Source organism: Modestobacter sp. NPDC049651, from assembly GCF_040659695.1.
Classification (GTDB): Bacteria; Actinomycetota; Actinomycetes; order Mycobacteriales; family Geodermatophilaceae; genus Modestobacter.
Genome location: NZ_JBFAOG010000001.1, coordinates 347997 through 364210, shown reverse-complemented (window position 1 = coordinate 364210; position 16214 = coordinate 347997). Strand labels below are relative to the sequence as shown.

Sequence of the window (16214 nt, the reverse complement as noted above, 5' to 3'; positions counted from 1 at the left end):
GCTCAGCAGCTGCCGTCGGGGCACATCGTGCGCTGCAGCTGCTCCTCGACCTCGCCGTGGGTGACGAACAGCAGCTCGTCGCCGGCCTCGAGGGGCTCGTCGGGGTCCGGGTTGATCACCCGGTCGCCGCGCAGGATCGTGGTCAGCACCGTCTCCCGGGGCAGCGGCACCTCGCGCACCGGCCGGCCCACCCACGGGGTGTCCTCGGCCAGGGTGATCTCCACCAGGTTCGCGGCGCCCTTGCGGAAGCTCATCAGCCGGACGACGTCGCCGACGGTGACCGCCTCCTCGACGAGCGCGGCGAGCACCCGCGGCGTCGAGACGGCGACGTCCACGCCCCACGCCTCGGTGTAGAGCCACTCGTTGCGCGGGTCCTTGACCCGGGCGACGACGCGGTTGACCGCGAACTCGGTCTTGGCCAGCAGCGAGACGACCAGGTTGGCCTTGTCGTCGCCCGTGGCGGCGATGACGACGTCGCAGGTCTGCAGCTGCGCCTCCTCCAGGGAGGTCACCTCGCAGGCGTCGGCCTGCACCCACTCGGCGCCGGGCACGGCCTTGGCCCGCACCTTGGCGCCGTTCTTCTCGATGAGCATGACGCTGTGCCCGGCCCCGAGGAGCTCGGTGGCGATGGACCGGCCGACGGCGCCGGCCCCCACGATGGCGACGCGCATCAGTGCTGCCCTCCCCGGGCGGGGTTCTCGACGGTCTGGTGCACCCGGTCGGTGAGCTCGTCGGTGACGGCGATGACGAGCTGGTCGCCGGTCTGCAGGACGGTGGACGGCGTGGGCAGCTGCGCCTCGCCGAAGCGGACCATCCACGCCGCGCGGGCGCCGGAGGCGAGCTCCAGCTCGGTCAGCGGCCGGCCGACCCAGCCGTCGGTGACGGTGACCCGCATCAGCAGCACCTTGCCGGTGGGCTCGCGCCACAGCTCGGACACCTTCACCGACAGCAGCTCGCGCATCAGCCGGTTCACCGTCCACGGCACGGTGGCGACGCTGGGGATGCCCATCCGCTCGTAGACCTCGGCCCGCTTGGAGTCGTAGATCCGGGCGACGACGTGCTCCACGCCGAAGGTCTCGCGGGCCACCCGGGCCGCGATGATGTTCGAGTTGTCACCGCTGCTGACCGCGGCGAAGGCGCCGGCGGAGTCGATGCCGGCGGCCAGCAGCGTCTGCCGGTCGAAGCCGAGCCCGGTCACCTGGCGGCCGGCGAACTCCGGGCCCAGCCGGCGGAACGCCTCGGGGTCCTGGTCGATCACCGCGACGCTGTGCCCGATCTCCTCGAGGCGCCGCGCGATCGCCGAGCCGACGCGGCCGCACCCCATCACGACCACGTGCACGTTGTCTCCACCCTGTCGGTCCGGCGCTGTACGTCCAGCGCTGCCCGGGCGCCCCCTCGGTGGCCGGGTCTACAGCGGGCGAACGTACACCCGCGCGCGGGCCCGCCGGGGGCCGCCGGGGACGGTCCACCCCCAGGAGGGTGTCGGCCGTCACGACCTGCTCCGGCGGGGGTGCGAGCCGGTACCGGGGTGCGGCGCGGCGGCGGTCGACGTCCGTACCATCGCCGCGTGCCATCCCTGTCCGGCCTCGGACAACTCCCGAAGCGCCTCGTGCTCGGCCGCCCGGTCCGCAGCGACCTGGCGGGGGAGTCGTTGCTGCCCAAGCGCCTCGCGCTGCCGATCTTCGCCAGCGACCCGCTCTCCTCCGTCGCCTACGCGACGCAGGAGATCCTGATCGTGCTCACGCTGGCCGGGACGGCGTTCCTGTTCCTCGCCCCGTGGCTGGCGCTGGCCGTCGTGCTGCTGCTGACCGTGGTGGTGCTCAGCTACCGCCAGGTGGTGCACGCCTACCCGTCCGGCGGCGGCGACTACGAGGTCGCGATGAAGAACCACGGCCAGTTCGCCGGCCTGGTCGTCGCGAGCGCGCTGCTCACCGACTACGTGCTCACCGTGGCCGTGTCGGTCAGCTCCGGCACCGACAACATCATCTCCGCGTTCCCCGCGCTGCACGAGCACCGGGTGGCGATCGCGGTCACACTGGTCGTGCTGCTGGTGGCTGCCAACCTGCGCGGCGTGCGGGAGTCGGGGAAGACCTTCGCCGTCCCGACCTACCTGTTCATCACCGGCATCATGGTGATGATCGTGACCGGGCTGGTGCGCGACTTCCTCACCGACTCCCCGGTGCGGGCGGAGAGCGCGAGCTACACGATCGACCCGGCCGACGGCTACGCGCACGTGACCGGCCTGGCGCTGATCTTCTTCGCGCTGCGCGCCTTCGCGTCCGGCTGCACGGCGCTCACCGGCGTCGAGGCCATCGCCAACGGCGTGCCGGCCTTCAAGCCGCCGAAGAGCCGCAACGCGGCGACCACGCTCGCGCTGATGGGCGGCATCGCGGCGGTCATGTTCGCCGGTGTGACGGCCCTCGCGCTGCTGTCCGACGTCCGGTACGCCGACCAGCCCTGCGACCTGGAGGGCTTCGTCGACTGCGCGACCGCGCCGCAGCGGACGGTCATCGCCCAGGTGGCGGCCGCGGTGTTCGGCGGGCCGCACTCGGTGGGCTTCTTCTACGTCCAGGCGACCACGGCGCTCGTGCTGATCCTGGCGGCCAACACCGCGTTCAACGGGTTCCCGCTGCTGGGCTCGGTGCTGGCGCAGGACCGGTTCATGCCCCGCCAGCTGCACACCCGCGGCGACAAGCTCGTCTACAGCAACGGCATCCTGCTGCTGGCCGGCTTCGCGGTGCTGCTGCTGGTGGTGTTCAAGGCCGACTCGACCCACCTGATCCAGATGTACATCATCGGGGTGTTCACCAGCTTCACGATCGGCCAGTGGGGCATGGTCCGGCACTGGAACCGCGAGCTGCGGGTCACCGCCGACCAGGCCGCGCGCCGGCGGATGCAGCGGTCCCGGGTGATCAACACGATCGGCGGGTCGCTCACCACCGTGGTGCTGGTCATCGTGGTCATCACCAAGTTCGCCGGCGGGGCGTGGATCGTCATCGCCGCGATGCCGCTGATCCTCGGCCTGATGAAGTCCATCCACCGGCACTACCGGCACGTCGCCGAGCAGCTGGCGCCCGACACCGACGCGCGGACGCTGCCGAGCAAGGTGCACGCCGTCGTCCTGGTGTCCAAGGTGCACAAGCCGACGCTGCGGGCGCTGGCCTTCGCCCGGGCCACCCGGCCCGACGTGCTGACCGCGCTGACGGTGAACGTCGACGACGCCGAGACGCGCGCGCTGCAGGCCGACTGGGAGCGCTACGACATCCCGGTGCCGCTCACCGTGCTGGAGTCGCCGTTCCGCGAGATCACCCGGCCGGTCGTCGACTTCGTCAAGGACATCCGGCGGTCCAGCCCCCGGGAGCTGGTCGTGGTGTTCGTGCCGCAGTACGTGGTCGGGCACTGGTGGGAGAACGTGCTGCACAACCAGAGCGCGCTGCGGCTGCGCACCCGGCTGCAGTTCCAGCCCGGCGTGATGATCACGACGGTGCCGTGGCAGCTGGAGAGCTCGCTGGACCGCGGCGAGGACAACGGCCGCCCCGCCCCCGGCGACCTCCGCCGCGGGCTGACCTCAGAGGCAGAGCAGACCCCCTATGGCTGACGACGGCCAGACCGGCCCCAGCGACCCGGGGCCCGGCGAGGGCCCCCGCCCGGACCGCGGCGGCGGGTGGACCGGGCGCCGGTTCGAGGTGGACGTCGAGTCGGTGGCGCACGGCGGCCACTGCGTGGCCCGGCACGAGGGCCGGGTGGTCTTCGTCCGGCACACGATCCCCGGCGAGCGGGTGGTCGTGGAGGTGACCGAGGACCGGCACCCGAAGTACTGCCGCGCGGACGCCGTCGAGGTGGTCACCGCGCACCCGGCGCGGGTCGAGCGGCCCTGCCCGTTCTCCGGGCCGGGGCGGTGCGGCGGCTGCGACTGGCAGCACGTCGACCCGGCCCACCAGCGGGAGCTCAAGACCGCTGTCATCGCCGAGCAGTTCGGCCGGCTGGCCGGGCTGGACGTCGACGTGCCGGTCGAGGAGCTGCCGGGCGGGCCGCTGCGCTGGCGCTCCCGCGCGCGCTTCGCCGTCGACCGGTCGGGCCGGCCCGGGCTGCACCCGCACCGCTCCCGCGAGGTGCTGCCGCTGGCCGACTGCCCGATCACCGTCGAGCCGGCCGCGCAGGCGGTGCTGTCGCGGCGCTGGCCGGGGGCCGGGGCGGTCGACGTCGCGGTCGACTCCGAGGGCGCGATCACCACGACCAAGCGCGACCGGCGCGGCCACCCGCAGACCACCCGGGTGGTGCCGGCGGGGGAGCAGCGGGCCGTGGAGCCGGCCGGGCGGGCCGCGCGCCGCGCGTGGGACCGCGACTGGCAGGTCGAGGGCACCGGCTTCTGGCAGGTGCATCCCGGCGCCGCGGACGCGCTGGTCGGCGCCGTCGCCGGGTTCGCCCGCGCGGTCAGCGGCGAGGTCGTGCTCGACCTCTACGCCGGGGCCGGGCTGTTCGGCGGCTCGCTGGCGTCGGCGGTCGGGCCGCAGGGCCGGGTGGTCTGCGTCGAGTCCGACCCGGCCGCGTGCGCCGCCGCGGACGCGAACCTCGCCGACCTGGCGCAGGCGGAGGTCTGGCAGGGCGACATCGACGCCGAGGGGCTCACCGGGCTGCTCGCCGACCTGGGCCGCCCGGACGTCGTCGTGCTCGACCCGCCGCGGGCGGGCGCGGGCCCGGCGGTGAGCCGGGTGCTGGCCGAGGCGGGCCCGCGGGCGGTCGTCTACGTGGCCTGCGACCCCGCGTCGCTGGCCCGGGACGTCGCGGCCTTCGCCGAGGCCGGGTACCGGATGGCGGGGCTGCGCGCCTACGACGCCTTCCCGATGACCCACCACGTGGAGTGCGTCGCGCTGCTCGTGCCGGCCGCCTGACGCGCGTGCGGCGCTAGCGTCGTCCTCCCGGCGGGGAGGTGGCGCATGCGCGGCGCGGGCGTGCTGGTCGTGCTCGGCCTCGGCGCGGTCGTCGTCGGCCTCTGGCCGGGCGTCGTCTCCGCCCGGCTCACCGGCGGCGGGCAGCTGGCGCTGTTCACCGCCGGGCTCGCGCTGCTGGTCTGGGGCGGCACCTGGCTGGTGCTCGCCGCCGGCCGGGAGGCCGAGGGCGACGGCAACGATTCGAACACGGGTTCGAACCCCGGCGCGAGGACGGCGGGGCCGCCGCCGACACTGGGCAGGTGACCGACGCGCTGCCCCCCGGCTGGCCGGACGACGTGCTGCCCGCCGGCGCCCCCGACTGGGAGCAGTCGGCGGTCGCCTGGCTGTTCGACCTCGTCCCGCCGGACTACCGCGCCCACGAGGTGCTGCGCCGGTACCCGGTGCTGCTGGCCCGGTTCGCCGCCGACCACGTCGCCGCCGGGCTGGAGGCCGCCCGGGCGGGCTGGCGCACCGTGCGGGTGGAACTGGCCGACCAGCTGCCGCCGGACGCCATGGAGGCGGCGATCAGCGCCTACGAGCGGGAGGGGGAGCGGCTGCGCCGGGCGGCCCGCGGCGTCGAGGTGGTCGCCGGGGCGCTGCGCGGCGAGCGGTGGGTGCCCCGCCTGTGAGGTGGCGGTCACCGGGGGTGGCCGCTCTCACCGGGCAGCCCGCCGGGACGCCGTTAGAGTGGGTGTCCCACCCGGTTGCCGCCGAGCAGCACACCGCCGTCCGACCCGGCGCAGCCGACGTCGAGAGGACGCTGTCCCGTCGTGTCGTTGCTCAGCTCGCTCACCGGGCCCGCGGACCTCCGGGCCCTGCGTGCCGACCAGCTCCCGGCCCTCGCCGCAGAGATCCGGGACGCGCTGGTGACGAGCGTCGCCAAGACCGGTGGCCACCTCGGCCCGAACCTGGGCGCCGTCGAGCTCACCATCGCGCTGCACCGGGTCTTCGAGTCCCCGCGCGAGCCGATCGTGTTCGACACCGGCCACCAGGCGTACGTGCACAAGCTGCTCACCGGCCGGCTGGAGGGCTTCGAGCGGCTCCGCCAGCGCGGCGGCCTGTCCGGCTACCCCAGCCGCGCCGAGAGCGAGCACGACTGGGTGGAGAACAGCCACGCCTCCACCTCGCTGTCCTACGCCGACGGGCTGGCCAAGTCCTTCGCGGTGCGCGGTGAGCGCCGCCCGGTCGCCGCGGTCATCGGTGACGGCGCGCTCACCGGCGGGATGGCCTGGGAGGCGCTGAACAACATCGCCGCCGCCCAGGACCGGCCGGTGGTGATCGTCGTCAACGACAACGGCCGCTCCTACTCGCCGACCATCGGCGGGGTCGCCGACGCGCTGGCCACCCTGCGGCTGCGCCCCGGCTACGAGGACGCGCTGGCCGCCGTCCGCCAGGCGCTGCACCGCGCGCCGGTCGTGGGCACCGCGCTGTACGACGCGCTGCACGCGATCAAGAAGGGTCTCAAGGACGTCCTGAGCCCGCAGGGCATGTTCGAGGACCTCGGCATGAAGTACGTCGGCCCGGTCGACGGGCACGACGTCGAGGTGCTGGAGTCGGCGCTGCGGCGGGCGCGGTCGTTCGGCGGGCCGGTGATCGTGCACGCGGTCACCACCAAGGGCTTCGGCTACCCGCCGGCCGAGACCGACACCATCGACGCCTGGCACTCCACCGGCGTCTTCGAGCCCGACAGCGGGCTGTCCTCGGCCGCCAAGGGCCCGGAGTGGACCGACGTCTTCGCCGACGAGCTGGTGCGCATCGGCGCCGAGCGCTCCGACGTCGTGGCGATCACCGCGGCGATGCTGCACCCGACCGGGCTGGCCTCGTTCGCGGAGCGGTTCCCCGAGCGCACCTACGACGTCGGCATCGCCGAGCAGCACGCGCTCACCTCGGCCGCAGGCCTGGCGATGGGCGGCATGCACCCGGTGGTCGCCGTCTACTCGACGTTCCTCAACCGGGCCTTCGACCAGGTGCTGATGGACGTCGCCCTGCACCGGCAGCCGGTCACCGTGGTGCTCGACCGGGCCGGGGTCACCGGCACCGACGGCGCCTCGCACAACGGCATGTGGGACATGTCGATCATGTCGGTGGTCCCCGGGCTGCAGCTCGCGGCTCCCCGCGACGAGCCGACCCTGCGGGAGGCGCTGCGGGAGGCCGTGGACGTCACCGACGGGCCGACCGTGATCCGCTTCCCGAAGGGCGCGCTGGCCCCCGACATCCCCGCGCTGGAGCGCCGCGGCCGCCTCGACGTGCTGCGCCGGGCCGCGACGCCGGAGGTGCTGCTGGTCGCGGTCGGCGCGATGGTGCCGCTGGCCCTCGCCGCCGCCGAGCGCGCTGCCGACCACGGCATCGACGTCACCGTCGTCGACCCGCGCTGGGCGCTGCCGGTCGCGCCGGAGCTGGTGGAGCTCGCGACCGCGCACCGGCTGGTCGTCACGGTCGAGGACGGCGGCCGGGCCGGCGGCATCGGGTCGATGGTCACCCGCGCGCTGCAGGACGCCGAGTCCGACGTCCCGGTGCGCACCCTCGGCCTGCCGCAGGAGTTCTTCGACCACGGCAGCCGCGGCCAGGTGCTCGCCGACGCCGGGCTCACCGAGCAGGACGTCGCCCGCCGGATCGTCGAGTGGGCCGCCCGCGTCGGGGAGAAGGCCGCCGCCGAGGCCCCGGCGCACGTGGAGGGCCAGCAGTGAGCGACCCGACCGGCGAGTGGGTGATCGCGGAGATCCAGGTCGCGCCCTCGCCGCCCGGCACCCCGGAGGACCCGCACGCCCACGTGGAGGCCGCGATCGAGGTGATCGCCGGCTCGGGGCTGCGCTACGAGGTCGGGGCGCTGGGCACGACCCTGGAGGGCTCCGCGGACGCCGTCTGGGACACCCTGCGGGCCGCCCACGAGGCGATGATGCTGGCCGGCGCGAACGGCGGGCTCTCGCACGTGAAGATCGCCAGCGTCCAGCGCGACATGGACAGCCTCACGCACAAGTTCCGCTGACGGCCACGCCGGCCTGCTGCCGCGCCGTCCCCCTGACACCGCGTCACCTGATCGGAGCTGGGTGGGCCGGTCAGGGCAGTGAGGCGACGCCCCTCGGCAGGAACCGCTGCCCGGTGACGGCCTCGGAAACCCCGGCGCGGTCCAGGTACGCGGAGATGCCGCCGAGCCAGAACGGCCAGCCGGCGCCCAGCAGCATGCACAGGTCGATGTCCTGCACGGCCTGGACGACGCCCTCGTCGAGCATCAGCCGGACCTCCTGGGCCAGCGCCCGCTCGGCCCGGTCGCGCAGTTCCTCCGCGGTGAGCGGCGCGTTGCCGGCGGCGGCCCCGGCGGGGTCGGCCGCGCCGGTCTCGACCATCCGGCGCAGCCCCGCGGCGACGCCGAACCGGTCGGGGAACGCCTCGTGCATCCGCTCCGCGACGTGCAGCGCCACCGGCGGCCCGACCAGCTGCAGCAGCTCGAACGGCGTCATCGGCAGGCCCAGCGGGTCCAGCGCCCGCTCCGCGACGGCCACCGGGGTGCCCGCGTCGACGGCCGCGGTGACCTCGCCGAGGAACCGGGTGAGCAGCCGGTTGACCACGAACGCCGGGGCGTCGGCGACCAGCACGCAGGACTTCCCCAGCTGCTCGCCGACGGCGAAGGCGGTGGCCAGCGTGGCGTCGTCCGTGCGCTCGGCCCGCACCACCTCCAGCAGCGGCAGCACCGCGACCGGGTTGAAGAAGTGCAGGCCGACGACCCGCTCCGGGTGCTGCAGCTGCGACGCCATCGCGGTCACCGACAGCGCCGAGGTGTTGGTGGCCAGCACGCACTCGGCGGAGACCACGGCCTCCACCTCCGCGAACACCTGCTGCTTCACCGGCAGGTCCTCGAACACCGCCTCGATCACCAGGTCGGCGTCGGCGAAGGCCGCCGTGTCCAGCGAGCCGGTGACCAGGCCGGTGAGCCGGTTCAGCGCGTCGGGCGAGAGCCGCCCGCGGCCGGCCAGCTTCCCGAGCTCCTCGTGCACGTACCCGACGCCCCTGTCGACCCGCGCCTGGTCGACGTCGGTGAGCACGACGGGCACCTGGAGCCGGCGGACGAGCAGCAGTGCGAGCTGGGAGGCCATCAGCCCGGCGCCGACGACGCCGACCTTGGTGACCGTCCGCGCGAGTGACCGGTCCGGGGCGCCGGCCGGGCGCCTGGCGCGCTTGTTCACCAGGTCGAACGAGTAGAGCCCGGCGCGCAGCTCGTCGCTCATCAGCAGCTCGGCGAGCGCGTCGTCCTCGGCGGCCGTACCGGCGGTGGAGCCGGCGTCCCCGGCCCGGGCGAGGTCCAGCAGCTCGACCGCGCGCAGCGCGCCGGGGGAGGCGTTGCGGGTGCGGGCGGCGACGACCTGCCGGGCCCGGGCGATCGCGTCGTCCCAGGCCGACCGGTCGACCTCGGGGCGGCGCACGGCGACCTCGCCGCGCAGCACGCCGGCCGCCCACTCCAGCGACCGCTCGAGGAAGTCGGCGGGCTCGAGGAGCACGTCGGCGATGCCGGCCTGCGCGGCCCGCGGGCCCGGGGTCGTCCGGTTCTGCGCGAGCGCGTTCTCCACGATCACGGTGACCGCCGCGTCGATGCCGACCAGCTGCGGCAGCAGCTGGGTGCCGCCCCAGCCGGGCACCAGGCCGAGGAACACCTCGGGGAAGGCGACCGCGGCGGTGGTGGCGATGGTGCGGTAGGAGCAGTGCAGCGCGAGCTCCAGGCCACCGCCCAGGGCCACGCCGTTGACGAAGGCGAAGGTCGGGACGGGCCAGTCCTTGAGCCGGCGGAACACCCGGTGCCCGGTCTCGGCGATCTCCCGGGCCTGGTCGGCGGAGGTGATCGCCGGGACGCCGGACAGGTCGGCCCCGACGGCGAACACGAACGGCGTGCCGGTGACCGCGATGGCGGCCGGGGCGGGGGAGTGGGCGGCCACCTCGTCGAGCGCGGCGTCCAGCGAGGCGAGCCCGCCGGGGCCGAAGGTCGACGGCCGGGTGTGGTCGTGCCCGTTGTCCAGGGTGATCAGCGCGATCTCCCCGGCCAGCCCGGGCACCCGCACGTACCGCACCAGCGACCGCGTCACGACCTCGTCGCTCATGCCCGTGCTCCGTTCCAGTTCGGGTTCTCCCAGATCACGGTGCCGCCCATGCCCATGCCGACGCACATGGCGGTCAGCCCGTAGCGGACGTCGGGCCGCTCGGCGAACTGCCGGGACAGCTGGGTCATCAGCCGGACGCCGGAGGACGCCAGCGGGTGGCCCACGGCGATCGCGCCGCCCCACGGGTTGACCCGCTCGTCGTCGTCGGCGATGCCGAAGTGGTCCAGGAAGGCGAGCACCTGGACGGCGAACGCCTCGTTGAGCTCGAACAGACCGATGTCGTCGATGGTGAGCCCGGTGCGGGCCAGCGCCTTCTCGGTCGACGGCACCGGGCCGACGCCCATGACCTCCGGCTCGACGCCGGCGAAGCCGAAGCCGACCAGGCGCATGCCGACGTGCAGGCCGAGCTCCGCGGCGACGTCCTCGGCCGCGAGCAGGCAGCCGGTGGCGCCGTCGTTGAGGCCCGCGGCGTTGCCGGCGGTGACGTGCCCGTGCGGGCGGAAGGGTGTCCTCAGCGACGCCAGGCCCTCGAGGGTCGTGCCCGGCCGGGGCGGCTCGTCGGCGGTGGCCAGCCCCCAGCCGTGCTCGGCCGACCGGGTGGCCACGGGCACCAGCTCCGGGCCGATCCGGCCCTCGGCGACGGCCGCCGCGTACCGCTGCTGGCTGGCGACGGCGAACGCGTCGGCGCGCTCCCTGGTCAGGTGCGGGAACCGGTCGTGCAGGTTCTCCGCGGTCGAGCCCATGACCAGCGCCGAGGAGTCGACGATCCGCTCGCTGACGAACCGCGGGTTCGGGTCGACGCCCTCGCCCATCGGGTGGTGGCCCATGTGCTCGACGCCGCCGGCGATCGCGACGTCGTAGGCACCGAAGGCGATGCCCGACGCGGTGGTGGTCACCGCGGTCATCGCGCCGGCGCACATCCGGTCGACCGCGTAGCCGGGGACGCTCGCGGGCAGCCCGGCCAGCAGCGCGGCGGTGCGGCCGAGGGTGAGCCCCTGGTCGCCGATCTGCGTGGTGGCGGCGATGGCCACCTCGTCGACCCGGTCGGCGGGCAGCGCGGGGTTGCGGCGCAGCAGCTCGCGGATGCAGCGGACGACGAGGTCGTCGGCGCGGGTCTCGGCGTAGATGCCCGTCGGGCCGGCCTTGCCGAACGGCGTGCGGACGCCGTCGACGAAGACGACCGGACGTCCGCCGTGGCGCGTCGAGCGGGACATGCGACCTCCGCGGTGGGTGGGGCCCGGCCCGCAGTGGCGACCGGCAGCACGAAGTTACCCGCTGGTAGCCCCAGAGGTGGGTGGCCCCCCGCGCAGGGGTGGTGCGCCGGTGCGAGTTCCGGCTTCGGAACGGCACTGATCTGCGCGGAGTGAGCACGTCGTGACGGAGACGGTCGAGAAGTCGTCTCCTGACGAAAGACGTCTGAGACGTCCCCACCCCTTTCGGGTCACGACGTGATAACGAGCCCATGGTGTGCTTGCGACCACAGAATTACGGGGCGCAAGATCCCCCGGCAATCTCTTCATCCTTCACGAAACGGCAGGAAACTCATGGCGCGACGGCGCATCATGACCACCGCTCTGCTCGCCGGCTCCTTGCTGCTGTCGGTCGCCGCCTGTGGCAGCGACGACGACAGCAGCGGTGGCGGCAGCGGCAGCAGCTCCGGCGGCGGCGACGCCCAGGGCAAGATCGGCGTCATCCTCCCCGACACCGTCTCCTCGCCGCGCTGGGAGGCCCAGGACCGCCCGGCCCTCGAGGCCGCCTTCAAGAAGGCCGGCGTCGACTTCGACATCCAGAACGCCGGCGGCGACGCGCAGCAGATGCAGACGATCGCCCAGCAGATGATGACCGGCGGCGTGACCGTCCTGGCCATCGTCAACCTGGACAACGCCTCCGGTGCTGCCATCGAGCAGCAGGCCAAGAAGCAGGGCGTGTCGACCATCGACTACGACCGCCTGACCCTCGGCGGCTCGGCCGACTACTACGTCTCCTACGACAACAACCAGGTCGGCACCCTCCAGGGTGAGGGCCTGCAGAAGTGCCTGGGCAACGTGCAGGCGAACATCGCCTACCTCAACGGCTCGCCCGACGACAACAACGCCACCCTGTTCTCCAACGGCGCGCACGCCGTCCTGGACAAGGTGAGCACCTACAAGAAGGTCGCCGAGCAGGCCGTGCCGAAGTGGGACCCGCAGCAGGCGGCCACCATCTTCGAGCAGATGTACACCCAGGCCGGTGGCAACATCCAGGGCGTCTACGCGGCCAACGACACGCTGGCCAACGCGGCGATCCAGACCCTCAAGCGCAACGGCCAGAAGATCCCGGTCACGGGTCAGGACGCCGCCACCTCGGGCCTGCAGAACATCCTCTCCGGCGACCAGTGCATGACCGTCTGGAAGCCGGCGAACGGTGAGGCCCAGGCCCTGGCCGACGTCGCCGTGGCCGTCGCCAAGGGCGACAAGCCGAAGACCAACGGCACCTCCGAGGACACCGAGGGCAACCGCAAGGTGCCGTCGGTCCTGCTCGACCCGATCTCGGTCACCAAGGACAACCTGGCCGACTCGATCAGCAAGGGCGCCGGCACGGCGGCCGAGGTCTGCACCGGCGACTTCGCCGCCCTCTGCGCCACCGCGGGCATCAAGTAACACCAGGCACCGTCCCGTCCGGGGCGTCCCATCGAGATGGGGCGCCCCGGCGGGCTGTCCGCAGGCCGCGCGAGGCGCACAGTGTCTGCACACGTTCCACCGGGCCCTGCGCGGGCCCCTTCACAGCGCCACTTCACCACCGACGGAAGGAGGGACGTGTCCGCTCCGACGGTCCGTCCCGATGACGGCACCCCCACCCTCGAACTGCGCGGCGTCAACAAGAGCTTCGGCGCCATCCAGGTCCTGCACGACGTGCACCTGAAGGCCTACCCCGGGCAGGTCACCGCCCTGGTCGGCGACAACGGCGCCGGCAAGAGCACGCTGATCAAGTCCATCGCGGGCATCCACGCCATCGACAGCGGCGAGGTCCTCTTCGAGGGCAAGCCGGTCTCGATCAGCGGCCCGCGCGACGCAGCCGAGCTCGGCATCGAGATCGTCTACCAGGACCTCGCGCTGTGCGACAACCTCGACGTCGTCCAGAACATGTTCCTGGGCCGCGAGCGCCACACCGGCGTCCTGCTCGACGAGAACTCGATGGAGATCGCCGCCCGCGACACCCTCGCCCGGCTCTCGGTCCGCACCCTCAAGTCGGTGCGCCAGCCGGTCTCCAGCCTCTCCGGTGGCCAGCGGCAGACCGTGGCCATCGCCAAGGCCGTCCTCTGGGAGTCCAAGCTCGTGGTCCTCGACGAGCCGACCGCGGCGCTGGGCGTCGCCCAGACCCGTCAGGTCCTCGACCTCGTGCGCCGGCTGGCCGACACCGGCCACTCGGTCGTCTTCATCTCCCACAACATGATCGACGTCTTCGAGGTCGCCGATCGGGTGGCCGCGCTGTACCTCGGCCGGATGGCCGCGGACGTCCCGATCGCCGAGGTCGACCGCACCCGCGTCGTCGAGCTCATCACCGCCGGCCGCTCGGGTGACCTGGGCATCGCGCCGGCCGCCGTCGCCGAAGTGGGGGTCTGACCATGTCCAGTGCCGTGCAGCCTGCTGCCAAGGACGTCCCGGAGACCCCGGCACCGCAGAGCGGCTTCGAGGGCGACACGGCGGCGACCACCTTCGGTGGCGTCGTCCGCGGGTACGTCGACAAGGTGCGCGGCGGTGACCTGGGCGCCCTGCCCGCCGTCGCCGGCATCGTGGTCCTGAGCATCCTGTTCACCGCCCTGCGGCCGAACACGTTCCCGACCGCGCTCAACATCACCAACCTGTTCGTGCAGGCGGCGCCGATCAGCCTGCTGGCGATGGGTCTGGTCTTCGTCCTGCTGCTGGGTGAGATCGACCTGTCCGCCGGTGTGGTCAGCGGTGTCTGCGCCGCGGTCATGGCCGTCGCGATGGCCCGGCACGACGTCCCGTGGTACCTCGCGGTGCTGCTGGCGATCGTCATCGGCGCGGTCATCGGCCTGGTCACCGGCCTGCTGGTGAGCATCGTCCGGATCCCGTCCTTCGTCGTGACCCTGGCGCTGTTCCTCGGCTACCAGGGCGTCACGCTGAAGCTGATCGGCCAGGGCGGCACCGTCCCGGTCCGTGACGAGCGGGTCGTCGGCATCGCCAACAACAGCATGTCGGTCACGTGGGGCTGGATCCTCGCGATCGCGGTCGTCGTGCTGTTCGCCGCGCTGCAGCTCAACCGCTGGCGGTCGCAGCGGGCCAAGGGCCTGGTGTCCCAGCCGCTGCTGGTCGTCGTCGCCCGGATCGTGCTCATCGCGGTCATCACGATCGCGGTGGCCTCGGTGCTCAACGTCAACCGTGCGCTGAACCCGAACTTCACGATCGCCGGCATCCCGTACGCCATCCCGCTGGTGATCGCGCTGCTGCTGATCCTGACGTTCGTGCTCGGCAAGACGTCGTTCGGCCGGCACGTCTACGCGGTCGGCGGCAACGCCGAGGCCGCCCGCCGGGCCGGCATCAACGTCGTCCGCATCCGGGTGCTGGTCTTCCTGCTGTCGACCGCGCTGGCCGCCATCAGCGGCATCGTGGCCGCTTCCCGCCTCAGCTCGGTCGACCCGTCCTCCGGTGGCGGCAACACCCTGCTGTACGCCGTGGGTGCAGCGGTCATCGGTGGCACCAGCCTCTTCGGTGGCCGGGGCCGCGTCCGGGACGCCGTCCTCGGTGGCCTGGTCATCGCGATCATCGCCAACGGCCTCGGCCTGCTCGGTGTCGCGGCGTACCTGAACTTCATCATCACCGGCATCGTGCTGCTGCTCGCGGCCAGCGTCGACGCCCTCGCCCGGCGGCGCGCGGCGGCCACCGGACGCTGATGGAGTAGCACCACCGGTCGACCACGACCGGCAGACGGACGAGGGGTGGCCCGGGCGGGAGCCCGGACCACCCCTCGCTCGTTCCTCGCTGCGATGCTCCCGCGGCTGTCAGCCGGCGGTGATCGCCTCGGTCAGCAGGTCGGTCGTCAGCTCCACCTGCCACGGCCGGGCGCCGCCGGCGCGCAGCACCTCGGCGACCTCCGCCGGGCCGGCCGGCGACGGCGGGCTCCACATCAGCCGGCGCACCAGGTCGGGGGAGAGCAGGTTCTCCACCGGGACGGCGTGCCGCTCCGACACCGCGGCGAGCGACGCGCGCGCCGCCTTCAGCCGGGCCGCGGCGGCCGGGTCGCGGTCGGCCCACCGGTTCACCGGCGGCGGACCCTCACCGGGCCGGCTGTGGAGCGGCAGCTCCGCCTCCGGCAGCGACCGGCCGCGGTCCAGCGCGCCGAACCAGGTGTGCACCAGCTTGCGGTTGGCGCGCCCGCGGAACACCGGCAGCTCCAGCAGCGCCGCCTCCGTCGCCGGGTCGGCCTGCACCGCCGACACCATCGCGGCGTCGGGCAGCACCCGGCCGGGGGCGACGTCCCGCCGTCGGGCCAGGTCGTCGCGGGCCTCCCAGATCGCGCGGAGCATGCCCAGCTGCCGGCGGCTGCGCAGCCCGTGCATCCCGGAGGTGCGCCGCCACGGGTCGACCCGGGGCGCCGGCGGGCCGGCCGCGAGGACGGCCTCGAACTCCTGCCGGGCCCACTCGGTCTTGCCCTGCTCCTCGAGGATGGCAGCCAGCGCGTCTCGCAGGTCGACCAGCACCTCGACGTCGAGCGCCGCGTAGACCAGCCAGTCCTCCGGCAGCGGGCGGGTGCTCCAGTCGGCCGCGGAGTGGCCCTTCTGCAGGGTGAACCCGAGCAGCGACTCGACGACCGCGCCGAGCCCGACGCGGGGGAGCCCCGCCAGCCGGGCGGCGAGCTCGGTGTCGAACAGCTTCGCCGGCGCCAGGCCGATCTCGGCCAGGCAGGGGAGGTCCTGGTTGGCGGCGTGCAGCACCCACTCGGTGTCGGCGATCGCGGCCTGCACCACCGACAGGTCCGGCAGCGGCACCGGGTCGATCAGCCCGGTGCCGGCGCCGGCGCGGCGCAGCTGCACCAGGTACGCGCGCTGCCCGTAGCGGTAGCCCGACGCCCGCTCGGCGTCGACGGCCACCGGGCCGGTGCCGGCGGCCAGCGCCGCGGCGTAGTCGACCAGCGCGGTCGAGGTGTCGGTGACCGGCGGCAGGCCGTCGCGGGGTGCGAGCAGCGGCACGGGCGG

At 73.9% G+C, this 16214-nt stretch carries 14 protein-coding genes; 9 read left to right on the top strand and 5 right to left on the bottom strand.

The annotated features are described in order from the left end of the window. Positions 1-2 precede the first annotated feature (2 nt). Together AB0J00_RS01890 and AB0J00_RS01885 are read right to left on the bottom strand one after the other, a co-directional pair. Positions 3-671, bottom strand: coding sequence for a TrkA family potassium uptake protein (locus AB0J00_RS01890; protein ID WP_357739317.1), 669 nt, complete (start codon positions 669-671; stop codon positions 3-5). Further along, positions 671-1339 carry a TrkA family potassium uptake protein gene (locus tag AB0J00_RS01885; RefSeq protein WP_357739314.1) on the bottom strand — a complete coding sequence of 223 codons (669 nt, stop codon included), beginning with the start codon at positions 1337-1339 and terminating at the stop codon, positions 671-673. The genes AB0J00_RS01890 and AB0J00_RS01885 overlap by 1 nt, the downstream gene beginning before the upstream one ends. Positions 1340-1567: 228 nt before the next feature. On the opposite strand from AB0J00_RS01885, the gene AB0J00_RS01880 reads away from it, so the two are divergent. From AB0J00_RS01880 to AB0J00_RS01855, 6 genes are all read left to right on the top strand, one after another. Beyond that, positions 1568-3598 carry an APC family permease gene (locus AB0J00_RS01880; protein ID WP_357739311.1) on the top strand — a complete coding sequence of 677 codons (2031 nt, stop codon included), beginning with the start codon at positions 1568-1570 and terminating at the stop codon, positions 3596-3598. Next, positions 3591-4892, top strand: coding sequence for a TRAM domain-containing protein (locus tag AB0J00_RS01875; protein ID WP_357739307.1), 1302 nt, complete (start codon positions 3591-3593; stop codon positions 4890-4892). Before AB0J00_RS01880 ends, AB0J00_RS01875 begins: the two co-directional genes overlap by 8 nt. 45 nt (positions 4893-4937) lie before the next feature. Next, complete coding sequence (locus tag AB0J00_RS01870; protein WP_357739304.1) at positions 4938-5195, top strand: hypothetical protein; 258 nt, start codon at positions 4938-4940, stop codon at positions 5193-5195. Next, positions 5192-5560 (top strand): hypothetical protein, encoded by a 369-nt coding sequence (locus AB0J00_RS01865; RefSeq protein ID WP_357739301.1) that lies wholly within the window; start codon positions 5192-5194, stop codon positions 5558-5560. Before AB0J00_RS01870 ends, AB0J00_RS01865 begins: the two co-directional genes overlap by 4 nt. A gap of 141 nt (positions 5561-5701) precedes the next feature. After that, a complete protein-coding gene (gene dxs / locus AB0J00_RS01860) occupies positions 5702-7618 on the top strand; it encodes a 1-deoxy-D-xylulose-5-phosphate synthase (protein WP_357739298.1) in 1917 nt (638 codons plus the stop codon). After that, a complete protein-coding gene (locus AB0J00_RS01855) occupies positions 7615-7917 on the top strand; it encodes a thiamine-binding protein (protein ID WP_357739296.1) in 303 nt (100 codons plus the stop codon). Before dxs ends, AB0J00_RS01855 begins: the two co-directional genes overlap by 4 nt. A 70-nt stretch (positions 7918-7987) precedes the next feature. Here the strand turns inward: AB0J00_RS01855 and AB0J00_RS01850 are convergent, their stop codons facing one another. Continuing rightward, entirely contained in the window at positions 7988-10018 is a 2031-nt protein-coding gene (locus AB0J00_RS01850; protein WP_357739293.1) for a 3-hydroxyacyl-CoA dehydrogenase NAD-binding domain-containing protein, read from the bottom strand. Next, positions 10015-11232, bottom strand: a complete 1218-nt coding sequence (locus AB0J00_RS01845; RefSeq protein ID WP_357739290.1) for a thiolase family protein — start codon at positions 11230-11232, stop codon at positions 10015-10017. Before AB0J00_RS01845 ends, AB0J00_RS01850 begins: the two co-directional genes overlap by 4 nt. A 348-nt stretch (positions 11233-11580) precedes the next feature. Between AB0J00_RS01845 and AB0J00_RS01840 the strand changes: the two genes are divergently transcribed. The 3 genes from AB0J00_RS01840 to AB0J00_RS01830 all read left to right on the top strand — a co-directional run bounded on the left by AB0J00_RS01840 (position 11581) and on the right by AB0J00_RS01830 (position 14912). Then, complete coding sequence (locus AB0J00_RS01840) at positions 11581-12657, top strand: substrate-binding domain-containing protein (RefSeq protein ID WP_357739287.1); 1077 nt, start codon at positions 11581-11583, stop codon at positions 12655-12657. A 156-nt stretch (positions 12658-12813) separates the two neighbouring features. Beyond that, complete coding sequence (locus AB0J00_RS01835) at positions 12814-13620, top strand: ATP-binding cassette domain-containing protein (protein WP_357739284.1); 807 nt, start codon at positions 12814-12816, stop codon at positions 13618-13620. Positions 13621-13622: 2 nt separating this feature from the next. Next, positions 13623-14912 (top strand): ABC transporter permease, encoded by a 1290-nt coding sequence (locus AB0J00_RS01830; RefSeq protein ID WP_357739282.1) that lies wholly within the window; start codon positions 13623-13625, stop codon positions 14910-14912. Positions 14913-15020: 108 nt separating this feature from the next. Here the strand turns inward: AB0J00_RS01830 and AB0J00_RS01825 are convergent, their stop codons facing one another. After that, complete coding sequence (locus AB0J00_RS01825) at positions 15021-16208, bottom strand: HRDC domain-containing protein (RefSeq protein WP_357739279.1); 1188 nt, start codon at positions 16206-16208, stop codon at positions 15021-15023. Between the last annotated feature and the right edge of the window lie 6 nt (positions 16209-16214).